General features: G+C 38.6%; 23 protein-coding genes and 2 riboswitches. Of the genes, 12 read left to right on the forward strand and 11 right to left on the reverse strand.

Annotated elements, in window-relative coordinates:
• Positions 1 to 1,590: a cytochrome c biogenesis protein ResB gene (gene resB / locus IC619_RS01315; protein WP_191138314.1), complete on the reverse strand. Its 1,590-nt coding sequence runs from the start codon at positions 1,588 to 1,590 to the stop codon at positions 1 to 3.
• 199 nt (positions 1,591 to 1,789) lie between these two features.
• Positions 1,790 to 2,503, reverse strand: coding sequence for a pseudouridine synthase (locus IC619_RS01320; RefSeq protein WP_191138315.1), 714 nt, complete (start codon positions 2,501 to 2,503; stop codon positions 1,790 to 1,792).
• A gap of 152 nt (positions 2,504 to 2,655) precedes the next feature.
• Here IC619_RS01320 and cls point away from each other — a divergent pair, with 152 nt between their 5' ends.
• Positions 2,656 to 4,182, forward strand: coding sequence for a cardiolipin synthase (gene cls / locus IC619_RS01325; protein ID WP_191138316.1), 1,527 nt, complete (start codon positions 2,656 to 2,658; stop codon positions 4,180 to 4,182).
• 141 nt (positions 4,183 to 4,323) lie between these two features.
• Here the strand turns inward: cls and gcvPB are convergent, their stop codons facing one another.
• The 3 genes from gcvPB to gcvT are packed head-to-tail and all read right to left on the reverse strand — an operon-like array spanning position 4,324 to position 8,238.
• Positions 4,324 to 5,781, reverse strand: a complete 1,458-nt coding sequence (gene gcvPB / locus IC619_RS01330; RefSeq protein WP_191138317.1) for an aminomethyl-transferring glycine dehydrogenase subunit GcvPB — start codon at positions 5,779 to 5,781, stop codon at positions 4,324 to 4,326.
• Complete coding sequence (gene gcvPA, locus IC619_RS01335) at positions 5,778 to 7,124, reverse strand: aminomethyl-transferring glycine dehydrogenase subunit GcvPA (RefSeq protein ID WP_191138318.1); 1,347 nt, start codon at positions 7,122 to 7,124, stop codon at positions 5,778 to 5,780. The genes gcvPB and gcvPA overlap by 4 nt, the downstream gene beginning before the upstream one ends.
• 19 nt (positions 7,125 to 7,143) lie before the next feature.
• Positions 7,144 to 8,238, reverse strand: a complete 1,095-nt coding sequence (gene gcvT / locus IC619_RS01340) for a glycine cleavage system aminomethyltransferase GcvT (protein ID WP_191138319.1) — start codon at positions 8,236 to 8,238, stop codon at positions 7,144 to 7,146.
• Positions 8,239 to 8,395: 157 nt separating this feature from the next.
• Positions 8,396 to 8,501: riboswitch (glycine riboswitch) on the reverse strand.
• Between the two features lie 221 nt (positions 8,502 to 8,722).
• Here gcvT and IC619_RS01345 point away from each other — a divergent pair.
• The 9 genes from IC619_RS01345 to IC619_RS01385 all read left to right on the forward strand — a co-directional run bounded on the left by IC619_RS01345 (position 8,723) and on the right by IC619_RS01385 (position 16,619).
• On the forward strand, positions 8,723 to 10,447 hold the full coding sequence (locus IC619_RS01345; RefSeq protein ID WP_191138320.1) for a DEAD/DEAH box helicase: 1,725 nt from the start codon (positions 8,723 to 8,725) through the stop codon (positions 10,445 to 10,447).
• Positions 10,428 to 11,249 (forward strand): YqhG family protein, encoded by an 822-nt coding sequence (locus IC619_RS01350; RefSeq protein WP_191138321.1) that lies wholly within the window; start codon positions 10,428 to 10,430, stop codon positions 11,247 to 11,249. The genes IC619_RS01345 and IC619_RS01350 overlap by 20 nt, the downstream gene beginning before the upstream one ends.
• Positions 11,250 to 11,283: 34 nt before the next feature.
• Complete coding sequence (locus tag IC619_RS01355; protein WP_191138322.1) at positions 11,284 to 11,442, forward strand: hypothetical protein; 159 nt, start codon at positions 11,284 to 11,286, stop codon at positions 11,440 to 11,442.
• A gap of 19 nt (positions 11,443 to 11,461) precedes the next feature.
• Complete coding sequence (locus IC619_RS01360; RefSeq protein ID WP_191138323.1) at positions 11,462 to 11,680, forward strand: hypothetical protein; 219 nt, start codon at positions 11,462 to 11,464, stop codon at positions 11,678 to 11,680.
• Between the two features lie 661 nt (positions 11,681 to 12,341).
• Positions 12,342 to 13,049: a response regulator transcription factor gene (locus IC619_RS17160; protein WP_430624082.1), complete on the forward strand. Its 708-nt coding sequence runs from the start codon at positions 12,342 to 12,344 to the stop codon at positions 13,047 to 13,049.
• 369 nt (positions 13,050 to 13,418) lie between these two features.
• A complete protein-coding gene (locus IC619_RS01370; RefSeq protein WP_191138324.1) occupies positions 13,419 to 14,153 on the forward strand; it encodes a sensor histidine kinase in 735 nt (244 codons plus the stop codon).
• 105 nt (positions 14,154 to 14,258) lie between these two features.
• Positions 14,259 to 15,164 carry an ABC transporter ATP-binding protein gene (locus IC619_RS01375; RefSeq protein ID WP_347239743.1) on the forward strand — a complete coding sequence of 302 codons (906 nt, stop codon included), beginning with the start codon at positions 14,259 to 14,261 and terminating at the stop codon, positions 15,162 to 15,164.
• On the forward strand, positions 15,161 to 15,868 hold the full coding sequence (locus tag IC619_RS01380) for an ABC transporter permease (protein ID WP_191138326.1): 708 nt from the start codon (positions 15,161 to 15,163) through the stop codon (positions 15,866 to 15,868). Before IC619_RS01375 ends, IC619_RS01380 begins: the two co-directional genes overlap by 4 nt.
• A gap of 13 nt (positions 15,869 to 15,881) precedes the next feature.
• Entirely contained in the window at positions 15,882 to 16,619 is a 738-nt protein-coding gene (locus IC619_RS01385; protein ID WP_191138327.1) for an ABC transporter permease, read from the forward strand.
• A 120-nt stretch (positions 16,620 to 16,739) separates the two neighbouring features.
• Here the strand turns inward: IC619_RS01385 and IC619_RS01390 are convergent, their stop codons facing one another.
• Together IC619_RS01390 and trhA are read right to left on the reverse strand one after the other, a co-directional pair.
• The gene (locus tag IC619_RS01390; protein WP_191138328.1) at positions 16,740 to 17,921 is read right to left on the reverse strand and encodes a GNAT family N-acetyltransferase; all 1,182 of its coding nucleotides are present in this window, start codon (positions 17,919 to 17,921) and stop codon (positions 16,740 to 16,742) included.
• Between the two features lie 19 nt (positions 17,922 to 17,940).
• Entirely contained in the window at positions 17,941 to 18,591 is a 651-nt protein-coding gene (gene trhA / locus IC619_RS01395) for a PAQR family membrane homeostasis protein TrhA (protein ID WP_224749565.1), read from the reverse strand.
• A 266-nt stretch (positions 18,592 to 18,857) separates the two neighbouring features.
• A riboswitch (Lysine riboswitch) is annotated at positions 18,858 to 19,032 on the forward strand.
• A gap of 86 nt (positions 19,033 to 19,118) precedes the next feature.
• Here trhA and lysA point away from each other — a divergent pair.
• Positions 19,119 to 20,420, forward strand: a complete 1,302-nt coding sequence (gene lysA, locus IC619_RS01400; protein WP_191138329.1) for a diaminopimelate decarboxylase — start codon at positions 19,119 to 19,121, stop codon at positions 20,418 to 20,420.
• A gap of 68 nt (positions 20,421 to 20,488) precedes the next feature.
• Here lysA and IC619_RS01405 read toward each other — a convergent pair whose 3' ends face one another.
• From IC619_RS01405 to IC619_RS01420, 4 genes are all read right to left on the reverse strand, one after another.
• Positions 20,489 to 21,154, reverse strand: coding sequence for a TIGR01906 family membrane protein (locus tag IC619_RS01405; RefSeq protein ID WP_191138330.1), 666 nt, complete (start codon positions 21,152 to 21,154; stop codon positions 20,489 to 20,491).
• 109 nt (positions 21,155 to 21,263) lie between these two features.
• A complete protein-coding gene (locus tag IC619_RS01410) occupies positions 21,264 to 22,643 on the reverse strand; it encodes a UDP-N-acetylmuramoyl-tripeptide--D-alanyl-D-alanine ligase (protein ID WP_191138331.1) in 1,380 nt (459 codons plus the stop codon).
• Between the two features lie 286 nt (positions 22,644 to 22,929).
• Entirely contained in the window at positions 22,930 to 23,253 is a 324-nt protein-coding gene (locus IC619_RS01415; RefSeq protein ID WP_191138332.1) for a hypothetical protein, read from the reverse strand.
• Positions 23,254 to 23,587: 334 nt separating this feature from the next.
• Positions 23,588 to 24,910, reverse strand: coding sequence for an anti-phage deoxyguanosine triphosphatase (locus tag IC619_RS01420; protein ID WP_191138333.1), 1,323 nt, complete (start codon positions 24,908 to 24,910; stop codon positions 23,588 to 23,590).
• A gap of 119 nt (positions 24,911 to 25,029) precedes the next feature.
• On the opposite strand from IC619_RS01420, the gene IC619_RS01425 reads away from it, so the two are divergent.
• Complete coding sequence (locus IC619_RS01425; protein WP_191138334.1) at positions 25,030 to 25,167, forward strand: hypothetical protein; 138 nt, start codon at positions 25,030 to 25,032, stop codon at positions 25,165 to 25,167.
• Positions 25,168 to 25,455: the final 288 nt, after the last annotated feature.

Below are 25,455 nucleotides of genomic sequence, written 5' to 3' on the forward strand. Positions count from 1 at the left end.
CTATTCTTTCACAAGCTTGATTTTAAGGCCTGCTGTTTCTGCTACAGATTGGATATCTCGACGCAAGCTGTACCAATTCTTATTCGTATGTCCACCGATGACAATCTGATTGTTTGTGACACGAACCCAGACACGACGGTGTTGCCAATAAAAGCCCATCACGAGCCCAATCATCGACACAATACCGCCAACCAACATAACGGATAGGCTACGGTCGACACGTACAATTAAGCCTGCCGTATTCACCAATTTAAAGTCTTTTAATTGAATGTTATATTGATTATCCTGCGGATTTTCAAAGTCCATACCTGAAATCACCCATGACACTTCCTGACGCTTGGTTTTCGGATCAGTCACCTCAATAACAAAAGCAGGTCGATTCGGTTTTTGCGATTTGGTAATCGGTTGGTTTCCTTGTAACTCAAAATCAGGGAAATAACTCTTCACCTTAACATTTAAACCATTGGCATGATAAACTTGATTCGCTTTTATATCATATAGATCTACGGAAAACGATCCTACTTCTTGTTCATTCTCTTTATCGATCACAGCTAACTCTAAGCCAGAAAGTTGCCCTGCTTTCAAATCAGATTGATAGAGGAGTAAATCTTCATACTCAAAGGGGTGATTAATCAATATTTGCCCCTTTTTCAGCTCAGTTAATTTTCCGGTAGTATCATCTTTTTGGTACAGGGTAACATCGGTTTGATATTCCTTTACAAAATTAGTCTGATTTTCAGAGCCTGGCGGTAGTTCGTGTGGCTCATACATCTCTACAAGAGAGCGCTCATTTTTAACATAATAAGGTAGTTCAGGTATTTTTTTCACTTCTTCTTCCTGTAACCACATGGTTTCACTCAAATACCAGCCCGGAACAAACCTTAAAAAAACCCCAAATAAAAATAAGATTAATCCGATATGATTAATATAGGGACCCCAACGGCTGATACGCCCCTTTTCTGCCAGGATGGCATCATCTTCCACACTAACGTTATATCGCTTCTGTTGTAAGGACTCGATGAGCGCCGTTCGTTTATGCTCTTTTTCAGTCTCTACAATCTTTTCTACATGTGAAATGCGTTGACGCTTTATAAATTCAGTGTTTTTAATCACTTTTTGATTATTTAACGCCTTATATAAGGGAATCACACGATCCAAACTACATACAACCAGTGATACACCAATCATACTTAGTAGCAAAATATACCACCATGAATTATACATGTCAGAAAATCCGATGAGATAAAACCATTTCCCTAGTAGTCCATATTCATCTTCATAATAACCTTCTGGGTTAGATGAAGGTACAAAAGTCTCTTGGGGAAAAATGGTACCGATTCCTGAAGCAATCAGTGTAATCACAATTAAAACAATCGCCACTTTTACTGACGAGAAGAAAGCCCATGTTTTATCAAATAAAGACGTCGTATAGGTTTGTGAACGCCTTGCTTTTCCCTCATAACGCATTTCATTTTCTATGGTTTGCTCACTATTTTTTATCGCCTCATCAAGCGGCTTCCCGCAGTATTCACAAAGGATGGTTCCAACGGGATTATTATGTCCACATGCACATTTTGTGTTCTCAATCAATACATAGCCCTCCCAAAACTGACGATACCCCGTCTCCATTATATCCTTTGTGATCGCGATAAATTGCGGTTCAATTTGAAGATTATATGAATGCAGGTGTGTTGATTGGCATTAGGTTTACAATTAAAGGTAAAGGCTGTAACCAACACTACTGGTATGCATGCACCTTATCTCTATATGTAGAATTGCAAATAAATCCTTACTTCTCATTCTGCAAACGCGTGAGATCTTGTTTGTTTAGCTCTCGAAAAGTCCCTCTCGTCAAACCCTTCATATTTAAAAAACCGATATGCGTTCGAATTAAATGTTTAACTGGGAATCCGATCGCTTCACACATTCTTCTTACTTGTCGATTACGTCCTTCGTGTATAATCAATTGAATGCGTGATTCACCTACACGCTTAGGTGACAGTGTAGAGATATGTGCAGGTGCAGTCATTCCATCATCTAGTTGAATCCCCTGACGTAACTGGTTTAATTGCTCTTCTTGTGGCTCTCCTCTAACTGTTGCAATGTACGTTTTTTCTACTTCATAACGCGGATGTGTTAAATGATTGGCTAATTCGCCATCATTGGTCATCAGGAGCAAACCTTCTGTATCATAGTCAAGTCTACCAATTGGATAAACACGTTCTTCGATCCGCTTAAAAAAATCAGCCACTGTTTCGCGACCTTGAGGATCTTGCATCGTCGTTACGACATGCATAGGTTTATAAAATAGAAAAGTACGCTTTTGTTCTTGCTCAATTAGTCTTCCATCTACCTCTATTTGATCCATGCTTGGATCCACTTTTAAACCTAATTCTTTTATAATCTGTCCATTTACTCGTACTCTACCTGCTAAGATCCATGCTTCTGCTTGTCTGCGTGATGCTACACCAGCATGTGCCATCACTTTTTGTAAACGTTCCATCAAGCCACCTCCCTAGCCATCTTACCCATTTATTAACGCCGTTACAAGTATATCCCTAATTAAGGAGCACCCGCATCACGAATGATGCATTTCTCGTGATATAATATAAAGTATACTTTGTAGGGAATACTATATATGATAAGGAGGAAACCATGAATAAAGTGATCCAGTTTTTATTGAGTCGAGTCGTGATTGTAAGCCTCCTCATCATCATCCAGCTTATGTTCCTACTCGTTCTTATTTTTGGTGTATCTAAATACATATCTGTGCTTTACACGATTTTAGAAGTCTTAAGTATTATGCTTGTCATAGTTGTGGTAATTAGTAATGATAATCCCTCCTATAAATTAGCTTGGACCATTGTCATTTTAATTTTACCCATTGTAGGAGGCTTGTTTTATCTTTTGCGTGGAAACAACTATATTCCTAAAAAGCAACGACGTAGCTTAGAAAATTTTCTAAGTGAACACGAAGATATTTTAAGCCAATCGTCGGAAGTGGAAACAGCATTTTCTAATGAGCATCCCAAAGATGCTAGTATTTCTAAATTCATTTCTGCTGCTGGAAATTATCCGATCTGGAGTCACACGACCGTTGAATACCTCTCAACTGGTGAAAGGATGCACCAAAGATTACTCGAAGAATTACAACTTGCAAAACAATTTATTTTCATGGAATACTTCATCGTAGACCAAGGAGAAATGTGGGATTCTATTTATGCCATTCTCAAGCAGAAAGCCGATGCAGGCGTGGAAGTTTTTTTTATGTATGATGATTTAGGTTGTATTCAAACCCTGCCTACTGGTTTTGACGCTATGTTACGTGCAGATGGGATCAAAGTCGCGATCTTTAACCCTTATCGGCCGCAGCTTAATCTAATGGTGAATCATCGTGATCATCGGAAAATCACAGTAATCGATGGAAAGGTCGGTTTTTGTGGGGGGATTAATATCGCAGATGAATATATAAATGTCATCGAGCGTTTTGGTCATTGGAAAGATACTGCTGTTCTACTTCGTGGGGAGGCCGTATGGAATTTAAGTACCATGTTTTTGTCCCTGTGGAATTTTGCTTCCACAGAAAAATTAATGCTGGAGCCCTATCTAACCACACGTCATCAAGCCAAATCTGATGGCTATGTACAACCTTTTGGGGATAGCCCGCGATATCCTTTAAAAATTTCTGAGAATACCTATTTAAATATCATTAGTAAAGCAACACGATATGTATATATTACGACGCCCTACCTCATTATTGATCATAATATGCAAACTGCACTGATCCGAGCCGCGCATAGTGGTGTAGATGTACGTATCATTACACCACATATTCCGGATAAGTGGTATGTGCATTTAACAACCCAATCCTACTATGAAACGCTGATCAAAGCCGGTGTGAAGATTTATGAGTACACGCCTGGTTTCATTCATGCCAAGATGATCCTATCTGATGATGACCTGAGTATAGTAGGTACCGTTAATCTCGATTACCGTAGCCTATATCTTCATTTTGAATGTGGTGTTATTCTATATCAATCCTCTGTTATACAAACCATTAAGAAGGATTTTCATGACATTTTACAAAACTCTATGGCCGTGACGTTAGAAAACACCAGGAAAGTACCTATTCTAAACCGATTGCTTCGCAGTTTCTTGCGATTATTTGCACCCTTAATGTAAATAAAAACACGAGTCCAATTACTCGTGTTTTTTATTTACATTAGGCGTATCCATTTGCACGATTTTGCCTTTTGACAACCGTGCATTTTACGCTCTATGCACTTGCTCATTTTGGAAAATCAGCACTGCTGACTTTCGATCCTATGTTTGATATCGGACAACTGGTTTTCTTGCTGCCTGAACTTCATCCATTCGCTTCACAATGGTATGATGGGGAGCTTCTTGCACCAACTCAGGAGTAACTTCTACTTCATTGGCAATTTGAATCATCACATCAATGAAATAATCCATCGTTTCCTTACTTTCCGTTTCGGTTGGTTCTATCATTAGGCACTCATCTACAATTAATGGAAAATAGATAGTCGGTGGATGAAATCCAAAATCAAGTAAACGCTTGGCAATGTCTAATGTGCGTACGCCTAACTTCTTTTGCTTTGAGCCTGACAGTACAAATTCATGCTTACAATGTTGTTCAAATGGCAATTGGTAGTAGGGGGCTAATTTACGCATCATGTAATTCGCATTTAAAACAGCATTTTCAGATACAGCGCGTAGTCCATCTGGTCCCATTGTGCGAATATAGGTATAAGCACGAACCAAGATGCCAAAGTTGCCATAAAAACCTTTAATACGTCCGATTGATTGCGGCATCTGAAAATCGAGAGAATAAGTTTCCCCTTTTTTTCGAACCATTGGGCGTGGTAAGAAAGAGGCTAATTCTTTCTTTACACCTACTGGACCAGCTCCTGGTCCTCCTCCACCGTGGGGAGTTGTAAACGTTTTGTGTAAGTTGAGATGAACCACGTCAAATCCCATATCTCCTGGTCTCGTAATCCCAAGGATCGCATTGGCGTTTGCTCCATCATAATAAAGGAGGCCTCCTGCTTCATGAACCAGTTCAGCGATTTCCTTAATCTCCTCTTCAAACAACCCTAATGTATTCGGATTTGTGAGCATTAATGCAGCTGTATCGTCACCAAGCCTTGCTTTTAATGCTTCTACATCAACTAATCCTTTTTCATTCGATGGGATCGTGATCGTTTCATAACCGGCCACGGCTGCACTAGCTGGGTTTGTTCCGTGTGCGGAGTCAGGTACGAGCACTTTATTACGCTGCCCTTCTCCACATTGTTCATGATAAGCGCGAATCATGAGTAATCCAGCCCATTCTCCTTGCGCCCCAGCAGCAGATTGTAAAGTAACCTCATCCATACCAGTTATAACGGCTAAATCTTGTTGTAATTCATATAATAATTGTAACGCACCTTGAACAGATGATTCTGGTTGATAAGGATGAATTTGGGCAAACCCCGCATACCGCGCTACATCTTCATGTACTTTAGGATTATATTTCATCGTACACGATCCGAGTGGATAAAAACCATTATCTACACCATGATTACGTCTAGATAAAGCGGTATAATGGCGCATCAAATCAAGCTCCGCTACCTCAGGTAATTCCGCCTGTTGCTCACGTAACATCGATTGTGGCAATATATCTATGGTTTCTGGCACATCTAATTCAGGTAAACTGTAAGAAATACGTCCAGGCTCACTTCGTTCAAATATTAAAGATTGTTCTTGATTTTCTTGTATCATAAGAGCCCCTCCAATACGTCAGCAAAATGGTCCATTTCCTCTTTTGTACGCATTTCTGTGATTGCAACTAACATGTGCTGTTTGAGTTCAGGATAATCACGTGACAAATCATAGCCACCCAATATACCATGAGCAAGTAACTCCTCATTCATTTCGGAAACAGGTCGACTCAACTTCATAACAAATTCATTAAAAAATGGGGAGGTACTTACGATTTCTACACCACGAACTTGAGACAGTCGTTTACTAGCATAATGCGCTTTGTGGAAATTGCGTTCTGCTACTTCTTTTATACCTTGCTTCCCTAATGCACTCATATAAACAGCAGCTGCAATCGCATTAAGGGCTTGGTTGGAACAAATATTAGAGGTTGCCTTATCACGCCGAATATGTTGTTCCCTCGCTTGTAAAGTGAGGACAAAGCCTCGAACGCCATCTTCATCTACCGTCTGTCCTACAATACGCCCTGGGATACGGCGCATATATTTTTTCGTAGTCGTGAAAAAGCCACAATGGGGACCGCCAAAAGAAGCACCAATCCCGAGTGGTTGCGCATCTCCAACTACGATATCAGCAGCGTATTCCCCTGGCGGTTTCAATAATCCGAGAGAAAGTGGATTGGTACTCACCACAAATAATCCTTTATGCGCATGAGCTATTTTTTCAATCTCAGCTAAATCTTCAATCGCCCCGAAAAAATTGGGTGATTGCACTACAACAGCCGCTGTTTGCTCATCCGATGCCTTACTTAGTGCTTCTATGTCGGTTACACCGTTATGGGTATCGATCTCTATGATTTCAAGTCCTAATCCTTTTGCATTTGTATGGAGAATTTCACGCGCCTCCGGATGTACAGCACGGGAAATGACAATTTTTTTCAATTTGGTAATGGCTGAAGCCATGCTTGCCGCTTCAGCTAATGCAGTAGAACCGTCATACATGGAAGAGTTTGCTACATCCATTCCTGTAAGTTGACAAATCATCGTTTGAAATTCAAACATAGCTTGCAATTCACCTTGACTGATCTCGGGTTGGTAAGGGGTATAAGCTGTATAGAATTCAGAACGAGAAATGACATGACCTACGACACTTGGAATATAGTGTTCATACACGCCCGCACCCAGAAAAGAAACATGTGTATCAAAAGATGCATTTTTATTGGCGAGCCTTTTCATATGTTTCACTAGCTCAGGTTCTGCTAGCGGTTCTGCTAGCGGAAGTCGTCCTTGATAGCGAACGCTAGCTGGGATTTCGGAAAATAATTCTTCGATATCTTTTACACCGATCGTTTTAAGCATGTCTTGTCGGTTTTGTTCAGTCATTGGCATGTAACGATGCTTCATCTTTTGTTTCCTCCCTCAACTACTTGGTTCGCTTATAAAATGGAGTCGGAATGACAATCGCTTTCAATCTCTTCCCTCTAATTTCAACCTCTACTTCTTGGTCTATTTGAGTGTACGCTATATTTACCAACGCAAGCCCAATATTTTGTTTCAGCGTAGGGGATTGTGTGCCTGTGGTGATCGTCCCAATTTGCTTGTTTCCACTCCATACCGTGTAACCATTTCGTGGAATTCCGCGATCTAACATCTCGAGTCCAATTAATTGGCGTGTTAAACCCGTTTCTTTTTGTTTCAACAAAGCTGCTTGCCCTATGAACTCCCCTTTATCAAGCTTTACAGCGAAGCCCAACTTCGCTTCTAAGGGAGATATCGAAGCGGACAATTCTTGACCATACAATGGCAATCGTGCTTCAAATCGCAAAGTGTCACGCGCACCTAACCCGCAGGGAAGTAATCCTTCCACTCCTCCAACTTCTATGATTTTCTTCCATAAGAAGGGGGCATCTTCAGCATCAAAATAGAGTTCAAACCCATCTTCACCTGTATAACCGGAGCGAGAGACCAGTACAGGAATACCTGCAATATCTACATTTTCTTTAAAAGAGAAAAACTTGATCTCTGCTAAATCTTGAGCTGTCATCTTTTGCAAAATTTTCTCCGCAAGCGGCCCTTGAATGGCAAGTTGGGCGATTGAATCTGAGCGGTTTTGCACCGTAACATCTCCAGTTTGCCATTCTTTTATCCAAGCCACATCTTTCTCAATGTTAGAAGCATTAATGACCAATAAATACGTTTCTTCGCTGGTACGGTACAGTAATAGATCATCTACAGTACCACCATCTGGATAACACATCAAAGTATATTGCGCTTTACCAACTTGTAATTTTTCTGCATCATTCGTGGTTAGTTTTTGTATCAGGGCAAGAGCATCTGGACCACTAATCTCAACCTCTCCCATATGTGAAACATCAAATAAACCTGCTCGAGTTCGAACCGCTTCATGCTCCTGTTTAATGCCTATGAATTGAACAGGCATTTCCCAACCGCCAAAAGGAACTAACTTACAAGAATCTTTATACGTTTCATATAGGGGAGTTCGCTTTAAATTTGACATCATTACACCTCCGCGTACATAAAAGGACAGAGCAGACCCCTTCCAATTACCTTGGATGGATCTGCTCTGTCCTTACAACCTGAGAGTTTTCTTTGCTTTATACATGCAAAGTTGCCCCTTGGGTGGCTTATATGTAGATAAGCACTCTCCAGAGAAGCGTCCAGCGAGCCTCCTTTTGCCTGAGAGATTCATCTGGTCTACATCCTAGAACCAGACTTGCTCCTTCGGCGCCACTTGATCGTGGTCTCTCCTCTCGCCTTCAACCGCCGAACAATATTACATTAACTTACCCATATTGTGCCATAAAACCCGGTATATTACGAGTCTTTTTTTTGAAAAAGTACGTCTTTTTTCGAATGGTTTCAAATTGAACGAGCACCTCGTGTCAACTTATATGTTTGCATAAAGAGCGATGTATGAATTGAGATATTTCTCCACATAATACAACGGATATGAAATTGCGTAAAGATAGGGGGCAGCCATCATGAAATCCATTCCCATTCGGATGGACCGAACCTGGATATCAGAACTACAAAATCGCGTAGAACAGGATACCCTTTGGTCCAGTTGGGAGGCTTTTCAGTTAGCCATTGAGGCTGCTGAAGCTGAAAGTATTCCTTCTTTTGACTCACTCGTTTGTCTCAAACAACTCTATGGCTTTGAGCCCCTTCCCCACCAAATTGAAGTTGCTAAAAAAGTGATTCATCAAATGCGCGGTCGCGCCATACTAGCAGATGAGGTTGGTCTTGGCAAAACGATTGAAGCGGGACTCGTTTTAAAAGAATACCTATTGCGTGGTCTGGTTAAAAATGCTTTAATTCTTGTTCCTTCCTCTCTTGTTTTACAATGGACAAGAGAGTTATCACAAAAGTTTCAAATTCCCGCTATGGCCCAAAAAAAAGAATGGATGTGGGACAAGTATGATTTCCTGGTCGCCTCCATTGACACAGCTAAACGAGAACCACACCGTGCCCATATCTTAAATAAGCATTATGACATGATTATCGTAGATGAAGCACACAAGCTTAAAAATCGCAAAACACAAAACTGGCAATTCATTAATCAAGTGAAAAAAAAATATTTGCTACTCTTAACCGCTACACCCGTACAAAATGAGATGTCTGAGTTATTTAATCTCGTCACACTACTTAAGCCTGGTCAATTGGGCAAACAAAACGATTTTAAACAAGAATATGTAGCCGGAAAAAGATTGGCTAAAAATGAAGAGCAATTGCGGAAAGAGGTTCACCGCGTACTCATTCGAAATAAACGTAGAGATGGAGATATACATTTGACGAAGCGAATGGTAAAAACCATCCCCATCACCTTATCTGCACCCGAACGAGCCCTTTATAATGGTATTTCTCAATTTATTCGTACGCGTTATCATCAAGAAAAAGACTTGAAAAATATGCTCTCACTTCTTGTATTACAAAAAGAAGTTTGTAGTAGTCGCGATGCGGTATTCCATACTTTATTTAAATTGTTTCAGCAACATGAAAAAAACAGCCAGTACTTATCTCCAGAAGTGGCTCATTTAACCCATTTATTAAAACAGGTTACATCCTCTTCAAAAGTAAAAACAGCGATCCAACTGATCCAAGAATTATCACCTGAAAAAGTTGTCTTATTTACAGAGTATCGCGCTACCCAAGAAATGATTGTCCGGGAATTAGCACAAGTTGGCATTTATGCTGTCCCTTTCCGTGGCGGTTTTAAGCGAAATAAAAAAGATTGGATGATGGAATTATTTAAGATGCGAGCTCAAGTGTTGGTAGCTACAGAAGCAGGTGGCGAAGGCATTAACCTTCAGTTTTGCCACCATATGATTAACTTCGATATGCCTTGGAACCCCATGAAAGTAGAACAACGGATCGGACGTATCCATCGTTTTGGTCAAAAAGAAGATGTTCGCATTTATAACTTTGCAACGATGGACACCATTGAAGAACATATTATTTGGTTACTTCATGAAAAAATACAACTGTTTGAAACCGTGATTGGAGAGCTTGAAACCATCTTGGTCAAGGTAGAAAAGAAACACTCTTTTGAACAAAGTGTCATGGAAATGATGCTGCAATCTGAAAATGATACTGAAATACGGCAACGCATGAAACAGTGGAGCGATGACTTTCAAGATGCAAAAGCGCTAGTAACCGCTGAAATGAAGCAACAGGATGTGTTATTAAATGGATCAATTAAAAGTTAAATCTTTTACAAAGCGCTATCTTACCCACCAGGGTTGTTCGATTATTGAGGAATTCCCCTCCTTCTTGACTACCCAGCTTTCTATTGAAGTAGATAAAGACCTTTTAAATCGTCCCTACTATTGGATGTATGTAGAACGCATGCAAATTCAACCACAACCTGCTACACTTTGTCTCGTATTTGATCCAGACCAACCACCTACTCATCGCAATGGGGAGTACCTTTTTTTTGGTGCTCCACGTTTCCGTATGCTTCTAAAGTCTGCACAAAAGCAAGGTCGTTTTGTTCGTCTCTATCAAGAGGAACCTAACGGATTTAGATCAAATATCTCTCAAGCCTATGATCAGTGGCTCTGTCTGAACTTCAAAGTGTCTTATCTATGTGATGTGAAGAAAGACCGGCTCGTATCAATAGGCATTCACATGCATTCAGGAGAGATCAAAGATCATTTCTATCCAACCATCCAATCGATACCATGGACCTCCAAACTCCCTGCTCATCGATTTACGCAAACACCGCAACTCACCTTAATGGAAGCGATAGGGGAAATCGAATATGCCTTACAAGAACAATTACAAAATGAAGATCGAACCTGGGCAGAAGAAGCACTCGAACGTTTAAATTTTGAGCGTTCTTTGTTAGATATTTACTATCCAGACAACTCACAACAAGAAGAAAAGAAGCAGAGAGAGACCGAAATTATATGGCAATACCATCCTCGTATTGAAGTGACAATCCTGAATGCAGGCTTATTCCACCTTCTAAACACCTATAAAATTATGTCTCATTATGATAAAATGTGAATATATGAATTTGTATCATTTGAGGGGGAATGGTGTGGATAATCGTTCATATTCACGCGTTTGGGATAAGCTATCAGCTCATATAAGTGAGCAACTTCGGCATAACGAACAGGTTGTTAATCAGTTTAACTTGATTTTATACCGAAAAATCGTGAAACATGAACAGCCTTCACACCACAAAAAGATACTTTGAAACTTGGAGGAGGTTCCATATGGATCAAACCATGATGATAGGTAGTATTGCTGTTGCAGTACCCATACTCCTGATGACTTATTTTATCATCTCCAAACGACGCAATCCGAATAGACAAACCCATTTTCAACATTATGACAAAAGAATAGCCACTACAGGCACGGCTTCCTCTGCAAGCAATGCCACAGGCTATGGCGGTCAAAGCGATTGTGGAACAGACGGTGGAAGTTGTACCTGATCGTTCCACAACATCATGTTAATGCATTGTGAAAAGACCAATCACCTCCTAGCATGGTTTCTCAGTAGACATATCCATTCTAGGAGGTGAAAATATTTCAAAAATGCCGAGGTCACATCGTGATACAAGTAAGCAAACAAAATCCGTAATCAATGCAGTTAAAATAATCACAATCAAACAACAACTTGGCATAAATTGTTCCATTAAGCAAGACGAGTCTGTATTTCGAACTATTGCTGACTCGACTTTTTCCTCGTTTCTTTTTTGATTTGCTATCCGTATATTAGGTCATTTAATCGAGGTTCCCCGCTTTTGTGGCATGCGAACATCCTTGACGATCTTCTCTGAAAAGTTGTCTCGTGAGAATTCGCAGCTTTGACACATAAAGCAAGTGGGGATCTTTTTGATTTTCCATAGTAGACAAGACCTGATATCCCTTTCTGATTTTTATTTCAACCTTTTGTACCTTACAGTCACTAAGACGCTATTTATGCAAAGTCCATTTCTACTTAAGTCTACAATCAAACTCATTTTCTTATTTTAAAATAACAGATTAAATATCTAATATTTTAAAAATGAATGCTATATCAGTTTGTATTTCATATGAGTGAATGCTAAAATATCTAGGAACTTTTCAAACATACAGAAGGAGAGAAATATAGTGTTATCACGAATTTTATTAGTAGACGATGAAGTAGGGTTGCTAGATATGATATACAAATTACTTAAAAGAGAAGGAATGCGTAATGTTGACACAGCAACAACAGGTAAAAAAACCATGGAATTCATTCATAGATATGATTATGACCTAATCGTTTTAGATGTTAAATTGCCTGATGCTAGTGGATTTGACATTTGTCAAGAAATTAGGCAGATTTCTGAGGTCCCCATTCTATTTCTTACTTCATATTCAACTGATACGGATAAATTAATTGGATTTGGTTACGGAGCTGATGACTATGTAGCTAAACCCTTTCATTCCTTAGAACTGATTGCTCGAATTAAGGCATTACTTAGACGGCAACAACTTTATCGTAATCAATTAGAAACTATAAAAACGAAACCTCTTCACTTCGGTCATATTCAAATCGTTCGTTTATCTGCTGAATTATATGTAAATGGAAATATATGTCCTTGTTCTGCACACGAATTTCAATTACTATTATTTTTTTGTGATCATCCAAATATCATTTTTAGCATTGAACAGTTATATGAAAAGGTATGGAAGCAAGAAGCAATTAATGTAGATAAAACAGTCGTTATGTGCATTTCTCGATTACGAAAAAAGATCGAGCCAAATCCGAAAAAGCCCTCACTAATCGTTAATATTTATGGACTAGGTTATAAGTTTGTACCACCACAGAGGTGATAACAGATGATGAAATCCATATACAAGATAGCCATACACTTTTTACTACTCTTAGGCGCATTAATAACCAGCAGCACTTTGGGATTTTTCGTAGTTATGATTATTATAATAGTTATAAAATCAAACACTTCATACATGGATTTTATATCTTACCCATTTGCATATTTCATAGCATTCCAGTTTATATTCTTTTTAAATGTAGTTTGGTTGATTGGATACCCGATCCGTTATTTCACACTTTGGATTTTACAACTCGCAAAAGGGAACTACGCCCCTCCCTCTACGAATCAAAATCTTTTTTATGACTTTCACCTGTGTAAAGTTAAAATCCCACTTCCATTTCATTTATATAAGGGGCTATATGATTATATGGAAAAGCTGACAACTCGGCTGCAAATCGCAGAGCAGGAACGAGAGCAATTAGAAAAGTATCGACAAGGATGGGTCGCAGGTATTTCTCATGATCTGAAAACGCCTCTGGCCTATATTAAAGGATACGCTACTATGATGTCTGTAGATACCTATCAATGGAGTAAAGAAGAAATTGCAGAATTTAATAAGCTGATTGAACAGAAAGCAAACGAAATTGAAAATTTAATAACTGATATTCGTTTCTACTTGAATAACGAGGAGGTGACGATGCCTCTACGATTAGAATCAGTTAATGTTATCGAGATGATTCAAGATGTAATTCAGAGCCTGTCGAATCGTCCTTCTACTATTTCTAATCAAATTTCTTTTACGTCTAATTATCCTCGAATACAAATTAAAGTAGATGCTCATTACCTTAAACGTGTGTTACAAAATCTAATTAAGAATGCAATCGTGCACAACACCTATCAAACTTCTATTAAAGTAAGCGTTGAGAAACTTAATCAACAGATACATATACTTATTGAAGATGATGGAAGAGGGATTGATGAATATATTATGAATGAATTAAACGCCAGTAAATATCCATTATCTTATCCAATTCCTACAAATAGAAGAAGTGGAATAGGCTTGCTTATTGCTAAGCAATTAATGATTGTTCTTGGCGGTTCATTCAATATTGAGAGCACGAAAGGGAAGGGAACCAAAATTAGCATTACACTTCCTAACTAATCTAGAAAAATGTGAAATGTTACTTTCTTGTTAGAATCAGTTACTTTTTTGTTACTTTTATTTGCTATCATCACTTTTAGTTATAAATGAAAGGAAAATAAAATGATGAATAATATTATTGAAACGCATGATCTCTGTTGTCAATTCAATCGTATAAAGTCAGTAGACAAGATTAATATTCAGATTCCCGAAGGAGCAATCTATGGCTTTCTAGGTCCAAATGGTGCTGGTAAAACAACCACTTTAAAAATGCTACTCGGACTACTTAACCCTTCTTCTGGATCCATAAAGATATTTGGGGAAAAAATGCCTACCAATCGGATATCAATTCTTCGAGAAATCGGATCGTTAATTGAATCACCGTCTTTTTATGGACATTTATCTGGATATAAGAATCTTAAGATTTTCGCTTCTATTTATGGGCTTCCTAATTCTGCAATTGAAGATGTTTTGAATATTGTGGAACTAACACCACATGCGAATCGCCCTGTAAAGCATTATTCTTTTGGAATGAAACAACGTCTTGGTATAGCGATCGCATTAATTCACAAACCCAAATTATTAATTTTAGATGAGCCAACAAATGGATTAGATCCTGCAGGTATACAACAGATTAGAGATCTTATAAAGCGTTTACCAACTCTTTATAACACTACTGTACTTATATCTAGTCATTTATTAAGTGAAGTGGAGCAAATCGCTACACATGTAGGTATTATCCATGGGGGGAAAATGTTATTTCAAGATGCGTTTGATGTCCTCCGTAAGCAACAAACATCCTATTTAATTATTGATTTGGAAGATCCATCAAAAGCCTACCAATCGATGCAAAAGACTGGATGGGATATTACTGTAAACCATACTGCCATATCGATTCGTTTAGATACACCTGGACAAAAAACGAAAATATTTGAATGTCTTAAAAATTTTAATATTATAAATGTAAAGGAAAAACACAGATCATTAGAGGATATCTTCTTGGATTGGACTGGAGTGAAGAAAGAAGTATGATTTGGAATTTATTTAAAATCGAAGGAATGAAGTTGAAGCGGATCACATGGATCACACCTATTCTTTCTGGATTATTACTACTCATTGTTACGATAGGTGAATGGTACTTGTTTTTTCGTGAAGGTGAGGGGGGCGTATACGCTAGTTTTAATGCACTCTATCTCTTTGTTTCTATTTCTTTTTTATTAACGGGAAATCTATTAATCACGATGGTGGTTGGAACCGAGCATGAATCCAAAGGCTGGAAACAATTTCTTGCTGCTCCTCTATCAAAATCGCATTTGTACATGGTAAAACTAGCATGGGTTGTTGCATTAATTCTGGTTCAAGGCTTCGTATTTATTATAGGATGGGCATTGATATGGCATGTATACACCACAGATCCCCTCCCTTTTTTATTCTTGCTGAAACAAGTTTTTTATTGCATCATCGCAACACTACCTGTTTTAATTATTCAATTTTATTTATCGATTGCATTTGAAAACCAAGCTATTCCGATAACAATTGGAGTACTGGGTGCCATAGCAAGCTTATTTCTAGCACGCTCACAAGTGAATTGGCTTCATTACTTACCTTGGTCTTATCCCGGTTTAGTAACACCTTTTTTACCTAATCACATTCATTGGTTACAAATAAGTCTAGGTATAAGCACTATACTACTACTTTTTACAAATTGGTTATTTTACAATAAAAATTGGAACTAAAGGAGTAATGATGTTGTTTAACCTCTACAAATTAGAATTTAAGAAAATACAGTGGTCTATTCTGATCTTTTTAATATTGTTAGACACGATTATCAACGCAAGTTTAGGTGCCATGTTTATGAAAAGTAATAGTTGGTATTTCCCACCGAGTTGGAGCGAGTTATATATTCAATCACTTAGTTTTCACGCGTTATTTTTTTATCCATTATACGTTGGGATAATTACTTCTCTGGTTTGTTTTTATGAACATAAAAATAATGCTTGGAAGCAATTGATGTGCCTTCCTATATCCAAAACAAACTTATATGTAGCGAAATTTATGTTTATTACTACATTATTAGCCATTACTCAGCTCACTTTTTTTATCGGCTATTTCATCACTGGATGGATCATTCAACCTCCAGGTAAGCTAGATGTAATCAATTATATTATTTATGGAATACTGGGCTGGTTAGCCATGTGGCCCTTAGTAGCATTACAGCTATGGATATCTCAGAAAATAAAAAATTTTGGTAGATCTCTGCTTATCAATATATTTTTAGTATTACCCAATGTTGTGGTAGCTACTGGATTCCCTTCGTATATTGCTGCATGGTTTCCATTTTCCTTATCTTATTTTGCAATGTACCCACAAGGTAGCGTGTTATCCCCAGATTTTCATCCCATTTTTTTCTGGTCAATTGCATTTTTTACATCCATTCTTTATTTTTACATAGGATTAACTTATTTTATAAATAGAAATTGGAATTAATATATTTGTAAAGATGCTAATCATATAGATCGAAAATGCAACAAATAAACTTCCTAGATGTCTAGTAAACATACAGTCCATAAACAGACCAGACACCCCTATAGATGTCTGGTCTGTTTTCTAAAAGAAATCATAAAAGCATGTAGGATATCGACTCACCATGTGATCTAACCGTTTCACCTCTTCGATCTCTCCTTCGATCCTCCCCATCCGATACAGAGTAGCTGCTGTCTGATGGCCCATTAACAGTGTCGTTATGGCTCCGATATCCATATGTAATCCTTTTTGGGGTCGATTTACACACGCTTTTTCCATTTTGGCGGGATAAAAAGTAGCTTCCCCCTGTTTGATAAAAATCGAACCTTTGTTCCATTTTGCAAAGGGATCATCCACGTGAATAAATAAGGGCTGATCATCCCATTCAAATTGATATTGTGCTACAAATGTTTCCATATCTACAATTCTCGCCATAAAATAAGGCTCAATCTTCGTGTTGACACGCGGGTTTACCAACATGAAGGGAAGTTCATCACATTCAGTAAGCGTAAGTGTTACTTCAGATAGCATTGAATCGTGTTGACATATAAATTGCCACAGTCCAATTTTTGCCGCTGTCTCAATCGTAACCATTTCCTCTACGATCATCTTTCGTCCACTCATCTTGTATAATAAATAGCCGTTCAACTCACCGACAGCATTGTAATATCCAACTGCTAATGTATCTTTATCTAATACACCGTATTCCCACCACTCACGTGTACGATTTAGCATACCGTTATGTTGCTTACTAAATTTTTCATACACTTCCTGTATCGGCTTCAGCGCATTAGGCATATTTAATCTGCGTATATTCCCCTCTACGTTTACGGCAGTTTGAATGGGAATGAGTTCATGCTGTGGCACTGTGATTTCTTTACGGCTCGCAAACAGCTCCCATCCATATCTACGGTAAAAATCGATTTGAAAAGGATGGAGGAAGGATATGACTTGTTTTTGTGCACGCATTCGCTCTAACGCATGTAGAAGCAGGTTTTTCACCTTCCCTCCTCGCCGATATTCCGGCCATGTCGCCACACTTGCTACCCCCCCCATCCTCCAGATTTGTTGATTCATCACAATCGTAAAATCATAAATATGAAGTTTAGCTTGCATAATCGCATCTTCAAAATCAGCTAGGATCAACTGTTTACGCATTCGGTTAATCGTTTTTTCCTTCTCTTGATCAGACAATTGATATTGAAAAGCGTACTCAGACAAACGAATACAACTTTCAAACTCTTGTTCTCCCACTTCGCGTATCAAGTTGACTCCTCCATTCAATTTAAGCTAAGGGAATAATATAAGCTACCATCATCGCAAAATGAACTGCTGACCCGGCCATGATGAATAGGTGAAATACTTCATGAAATCCAAAACGGTTTGGAATAAAATCAAATATCTTGGTTGCATAGATGACAGCGCCAACCGTATAAAAGACGCCACCAATAAACATCAGTAATATTGCACCTGTAGGCAACGTTTTAAACAATTGCAAAAACGGAACCAAGGCAATCCATCCTAATGAAGCATAAAAAGCGGTAGAAACATATCGAGGTACATGGATAAAAGCGACCTTAAGCACCATACCCATAACTGCCAACACCCAAACCGCGATCAACATGGACCACTTCCATGCTCCAGATAATCCATGATAAAAAACGGGTGTATACGAACCTGCAATTAATAAGTAAATCGCACAATGATCTATTTTTTTGAGCCATAATTCTTTCTTAGGTGTCGTCCTTATCCAATGATAGGCCGAACTGGCCCCGTACAACAAAATCACCGAAACCCCGTATATCGACATGGTTATCAGACTAGACATATTCTCTCTACTTAATATAATCAGAAATACGAGTCCCACAACCGCTGCTAGACAGGTAATAAAATGGGTCCAAGTATTTACTGGTTCTTTCATCTTTAAAATCTTCAATATGATCTTCCTCCTTCAATCATTCGTCTATTTATTATAACGTGAACATGAACGAAACTGTTAATAAATCTCAGCGGTATCGACTTACCTTTATTTTCCTATAATTAGATTTAGGTTATTCCTCTCGAGCTCCTCAATCCCCCCTAATGAGAACGAATAGCTAGGAAGAAAGATGAATACCACAGCACACTGGACATGATTTTCAAAATAAACATTGTGTTATTCAATTACTTTTGATATGATCATAAGCAATTGAATAGCTACTCTGAGTGTGTAGAGGTGCGGAATGATATGAGTCCTTTTCTGGAGACTGGCAGTCTGTGAAGGAAAATAAAAGGATCTTCCGCCGAAGCGTAGAACAATGCCAACGGAACTATGCTGGGTCGGTTTTGAATAAGAATCGAACTGCCACATGATAAATTTGTGGAGCGCTCGCATCAGGGAGATTACGTAACCAACAGCAATAGGCGTACTCCGTCTATTGCTGTTTTCTTTTGCGAGCCCCATATTAAAAGGGGAGAACTAATTTGTATTTACATGGTACAAGTCGAACGAACAAGCACGGCCACCTTGAAATTGGTGGATGTAGTAGTGTTGAGTTAGTAGAGCAATATGGAACACCACTTTATGTAATGGACGAAAAGTTGATTCGTTCACGTATGCGTGAGTTTGTTCATGCCTTTGAAGAAACGTCACATCCTTTTCAGATGGCCTATGCTAGTAAAGCCTTTTCTACGATGGCCATGTGTAAAATTGTAGAGGAGGAAGGTTTTCTACTTGATGTTGTATCAGAAGGTGAACTATATACCGCTCTCAAAGCCGGCTTTCCTGCAGAACGCATCTATATGCACGGCAATAATAAATCGATCTCAGAGATGGAAATGGGAATCAAACACCGAATCGGGTGGTTTGTTGTAGATAATTTAAATGAGTTAACGATGTTACAGCAAATTGCCGCAAGCAAAGACGTTTCGGTCCGTATTCTCTTGCGCATTAAACCAGGGATAACTGCACATACACATCAGTACATTCAAACCGGACAAGAAGATTCCAAATTCGGGCTGGACCTAACTCCATCTCAGGCATATGCAGGCGTACAACAGGCCCTCCAGAGCAGTCACATCGAACTGGATGGCTTCCATTGCCATATTGGTTCACAAATATTTGATGTCGAAGGATTTGTTCATGCCATTAAACGTATGACTGCGTTTGCACACCATTGCCACCAGATGTACGGGCTTCAAACCAATATTTTAAATCTCGGTGGCGGTTTTGGTGTTCGCTATCAAGAGAGTGACTCCCCTTTGCCCATTTCACAATATGTAAAACAGATGGTAAAAGAAGTGCAGGCAGGGTTTCAAAACTTCGATTGGGTGCCTGAAATTTGGCTGGAACCAGGTCGACGTATTGTAGGAGAAGCTGGAACCACGCTTTATACGATCGGTACCGTAAAAGAAATACCGAACATTCGCAAATATGTAGCTGTGGATGGGGGAATGACAGATAATTTAAGGCCTGCACTCTATCAAGCTCAATATGAAGCAATGCTCGCAAACCGCGCATTTGAACCGGTATCAGAAGTCGTTTCAATCGCCGGAAAATGTTGTGAAAGTGGCGATATGTTAATCTGGGACGTGTCTCTCCCTCCTGTCCGAACAGGTGATACATTAGCTGTGAGCTGCACGGGAGCTTATCATTACGCTTTAGCCAACAATTATAATCGCTTACGAAGACCCGCCATCGTGTTTGTAAACGATGGTACCGCGAGGCTCGTTGTACAGCGAGAATCGCTAGATGATCTGATTCGCCTAGAACAAGCAATCGTGTGATCACATGCCATCATTGGGATGAATAACATACAGGAGGTTGAGCATGCGTAAATCTCAACCTCCTACCTTTAACCTTTTTTGATCATATAGAAATAAAGTTGAAAACACACTATACTCCCAATAGAGATTAAACCCAGTATAGCCATAAAAGCATACATGAAAAACTGAATGGGTAATAAGTAGATAATCGGGTCCGTTTGCGGGTCAAACACCCAGTAATCATTTGAAAAAGAAAGCTCATGAAATAAATTAAAGCTATTTTCAAATCCGTATAGGATAATAAATGCACCCAGCAAAATCGGGATAAAAATGACCCATATTGCTGTATATAATAAAAAAAGGGGCTGCTTTTTCCTTACGAGCCATATCGAACCGAACAGCGATAGGATACCAAAAATAAGGAGTGCGAGCAGTATTTTCATAAAAATATTTCTTACATCCTCAAAGTGAATCTTTCCTTCAGTTGACATGGGAAGGGTAGGTAAGACAAGTTCCTTTTCATGAAGAGGATATAAATAATCGATCACAGTGTTATAGTGATGCTCGATTTCTTCTTTATTCATGTTTGTAACTGTTTTAATATCCAAGTGATCAATTTGGATCGCATAAAACCATTTACTGTAAGTGACAACCGTAACGGAAAGTAGAATCAGAAATATGGCAAGACAAACGGCTACGATGATGTGTTTCAATATATTTCCTGAATATAAAAAGCGTTTTTGTTGAGTGGTCATCCCTCATCCTCTTTATCTTTAAATTATTCACTTTCAAGCCTATTTTCTATTTTAGCGTCATGTATTTAGGTTCATCAACACGACTGACTTTCAATGTACCATAGAAATATCATCGCTTCAATGTGCGTACCATATATTCAAATGCGTCTGCACGAGAGGCTTTGAAATAGAGAACACTTTTGTTGTCAATCGTGTGACGAAGATACCTGATTGCTTTATTTTGATTTCTAAAAGTGTGTACTTGTTTTTTGGGATACCCATTTTGAATCGCTATTTCAGCAATATATCCTACGAGACCTGGCTTTCCAATCGTAATGAGTTGATCTGGATGAAGATGACGCGCTATGCTTTGACCTACTCGAGCATATGCCTGTCTAGTAAAACTCCCCAATCCCTTCATACTTCCTAGTACCGCAATACTATTCCGTTTTGTAGACAGGTGTTTTAAAACTTTTAATCCTTCAATCATTGAAGTAGGATTTGCATTATACGCATCATTTAAAATCAAACTCCCCCCTCTACCCACCATCTTTTGTAGACGCATAGGTGGAGCTTGATATTGATATAAGCCTTGTTGAATTTGCGCATTCGAAACTTGTAGTGACTTGGCTACTGCAATGGCTGCTAAAGCATTATAAACATTGTGCAATCCAAACACTGAAAGTGAGAAGGGATAACCATGAACATAAAAGCGCATGCCTTTCTTCGTATACTGGACATGTTTGGCTGTATAAGTTGCTGCTTCTTTTATCCCAAAAGTGACTACTTTACCTCTATACTGCTGCGTTGATAAACGCCTACTTCTACGATCATCTGCATTTAAGACTAAAAAACCACCTGGCATAAGTCCATCGATGATCTCTTGTTTTCCCTTAATGACGTTTTCAATCGAATTACCAATTTGTCCACAATGAGCTTCTCCGATATGGGTAACCACACCAATCTTAGGTTTAGCCAACGAACATTGCATAGCAATGCCGCCAAGTTTCCCCAGCCCCATCTCAATCACCGCAACTTGATGACGAGGAGTTAGCTTAAAGATATGCGTCGGAATGACACTGGCTACATTATAACTAGCAATGGATCTATAGGTATAGTAACGTTGTCTCAAAATGGACGCTAGCATATCCTTTGTTGTTGTTTTACCTGAGCTACCTGTAATTCCGATAAATAACGTTCTTAATTTTGCTCGCTCATACCTTGCCAACCGAAATAAAGCTTCTTCAGCATGATCAACTAAAATAAGCGGATGATGAGTCGGAATGTGCCGAAAATACGCTGGTGTGGTTACAACACCTAAACTTTTTTTATAACCAAGTTCTCCTAGACGAAATTTGCTACTCAAGTAGCGTGTTGGGAAAAAGAAAATTTTGTGAGATAAATAATCAGATGTTAGATAAGTAGCTTTCTGAATCAGCTGGTTTGGACTTCCTCTTATTAGTCTACCATTTATGACACGAGCCAACTCTCCTAGACGAATAGATAGCAAACATCATCCCACTCTCTCTAAATATTTTATCATTTCAGATTATGAATTGATACGACCCTATCCGTGAATAATTGAAGTATACTCCTCCGTTTGGGATATCGGCATACATATGATACTTTAATCTACGTGTATCGATCAGATCTGGTGCTATGACATTTATACTAACTTAAATGTATTGATTATTATGAATTTACGATAGGGATATCCCTGTCATTTGATTAATCGACACGACTCGTCTGGCAAAAAAAAAGAAACCCTGTTACTTACATGGGTTCTTTGAGTCATGTTATTGTATATATTGGACCGTAAGGAAATTGCGATACCGGTAATTAATCTCCTCTAAATAAACTCTGAAGGACTCCCCATTTAAACGCAACAAACTGAAGCAAGCCAAATCCAAAAAACATACCACTTCATGTAGTTCAGGATGATCTTTTACCCATTCACGTGTTAACACCTTATCTAATGACCACTCAACCTGCTCACTTACCGCTTCTACACAATCTAAATCTCTCGCCTCTGAAAAGGTGTTTAAAAACCGAATACTTTGATCAACCACTTTCAGCACATCACCTAGTTCATTGGAACGGGTGTCCAATTCCAACTTCATCAGTACACCACCTCAGGAGAAATATTACACTCACGCTATTCACATTATGATCTAATAAGCTATCCTATGCTTACACCACTTGAAGTCAAAGCGAGGATCCTAATTTATGAGTCTTTATATGCAATAAAAACAGATAATCATTTGACAATAAATTATAAATCAAAGATCATTCTACACAACGATATCCCCTTTACTATATCATTTTTAAGTATTATGTCGCAATAACTGTCTTGTATTTTATCCAATAACCTTAATTTACACATAATCAGTCACATTATGTCAAATATTGTCAATTCATATGAATAAAGCTAACGGAGCAGATTTGCAAAGGGCTTCAAAAATCTAAAAAACTTTGACTCTGTCCAAATAAACGGGCATGCATCCGTAAGGCAAATGAATCGGTCATACCTGCGATATAGTCACATGTTACGCGAGCCCGAATCAGATCTGAATCTCTACTACTAAACTTGATTCGATCATTCTCGGGCAATAACTTCTCTTCATTCATGAAGGCTTCAAATAAGTTTTTAATCATATAGGTCCCTTTATAAGAAATCGTTTCCACGCGTTGCGACTCAATCATATTGCTCATCACTAATTGTTTTAACTGCTCTAATAAGCCCACCAACTCTGGCGGCAACGTCACAGTATATTGAAGGCGTGGAGATGTAAATTGAGGGTTTGATTTATTGACACGAATACGCGTAACGAACATCGCGATTAATGCTGAAAATATAGGTTTTAAACCATATTTAAGCTGATGATAATCAGGGTCTAACTGATCAATTATTTGAAAGGCCTGAACCAACTCCGGATAGGTTTGCTTAGATAAATACGGGATAAGGAGCTGCTTTACTTGTTTCATATGAATAAAACCAAGTTGAATCGCATCTTCAATATCGTGTGTACTATATGCAATATCATCTGCCAATTCAATAATGGCGCACTCAAGTGTTTTATGGGCCGTACGCTTATGCATGTGAGGGGGTGACTCCAGTTCACAAAAATAGTCCTTTTCTGCATCCGTAAAAGGAGACAGCAACCACTGAAACATCTCTTCATCACATTGAAAAATACTTGCTTTTGGTGGATGAATTCGATTCATCTCTTCATATATTTCAGGAATAACGGCATGGTCCAATATGACTGGGTATTTTAGAAGTGAAAGTAATAGTCCTCTAGTTAAATTGAGTCCTTTGCCATGACCACCTTCTAACTTTGTCAATAATCGAAATGTATGCGCATTTCCTTCAAATCCACCAAAATCTAACATACATGCATGCAAAACCTCCTCACCTCGATGTCCAAACGGTGGATGACCAAAATCATGTGCCAACGCAGCCCCCTCTACCAGAGAAGCATCTAAGGGATTTTCCTGGAAAGCTACATTCGTTTCATTCAGATGAATCACAATTCCACGAGCAATTTGAGCTACTTCCATGGAGTGCGTTAATCTAGTGCGATGTACATCTCCTGCGAATGCACCAATCACTTGTGTTTTTGCTTGTAGTCGACGAAAAGCACCGCTATGCACAATTCTTCCATAATCTTTTTCAAATGGATCTCGAGCCTCGACTTTACTTTCTACATTCCCTTGACCATATCTCTCCATATCCGTGTCTTGATACAGCTCACTATGATTACGTTTCAAAATCAATTCTTTTCCTCCTCGCGTTCTTTTGATTTTATAACTATACCCATACCCACTTTGTAGAAAACATTCATATGCATATGGTCAACAAGACTGGAACAAAAGTACAACGAGGAACTTGTTTTGTGACAAAAAAGAGTAATCGTTTTTTTACCCGTCATGATTGTATCATTGCACCTGAATTAATCGTACAACTTAGCGTTTTTCGTGCAACAGATGTTAAACTTGATCCCAAGCTAAAAGACTTATTTCTAGCTAAATGATGCTTTTCATATACCACAATAAGGCTCTTCTGAAACGTATACAATGCTTTTATGCGCGTTTGATTACCACAATCGTAGTCTGTTTTACTTTATGTTGTGTCGATTTATCCTTCTTATCCGGTAAACAAAATAAAAGTTCAGATTTGTACAGCTTAAAATTTGTGCGTGTACTGGCATTTGATTCAGAAATAGATTGGTAGACAAAGACTGTTTTCTTGTTCTTATTTTAGAAAATCTTTACAATGCACCCATTTGTTCAAACCCATAACTTCAAAGCTTGGTTTTGGT

Source organism: Polycladospora coralii (assembly GCF_014773435.2).
GTDB classification, from domain to species: Bacteria; Bacillota; Bacilli; order Thermoactinomycetales; family Thermoactinomycetaceae; genus Polycladospora; species Polycladospora coralii.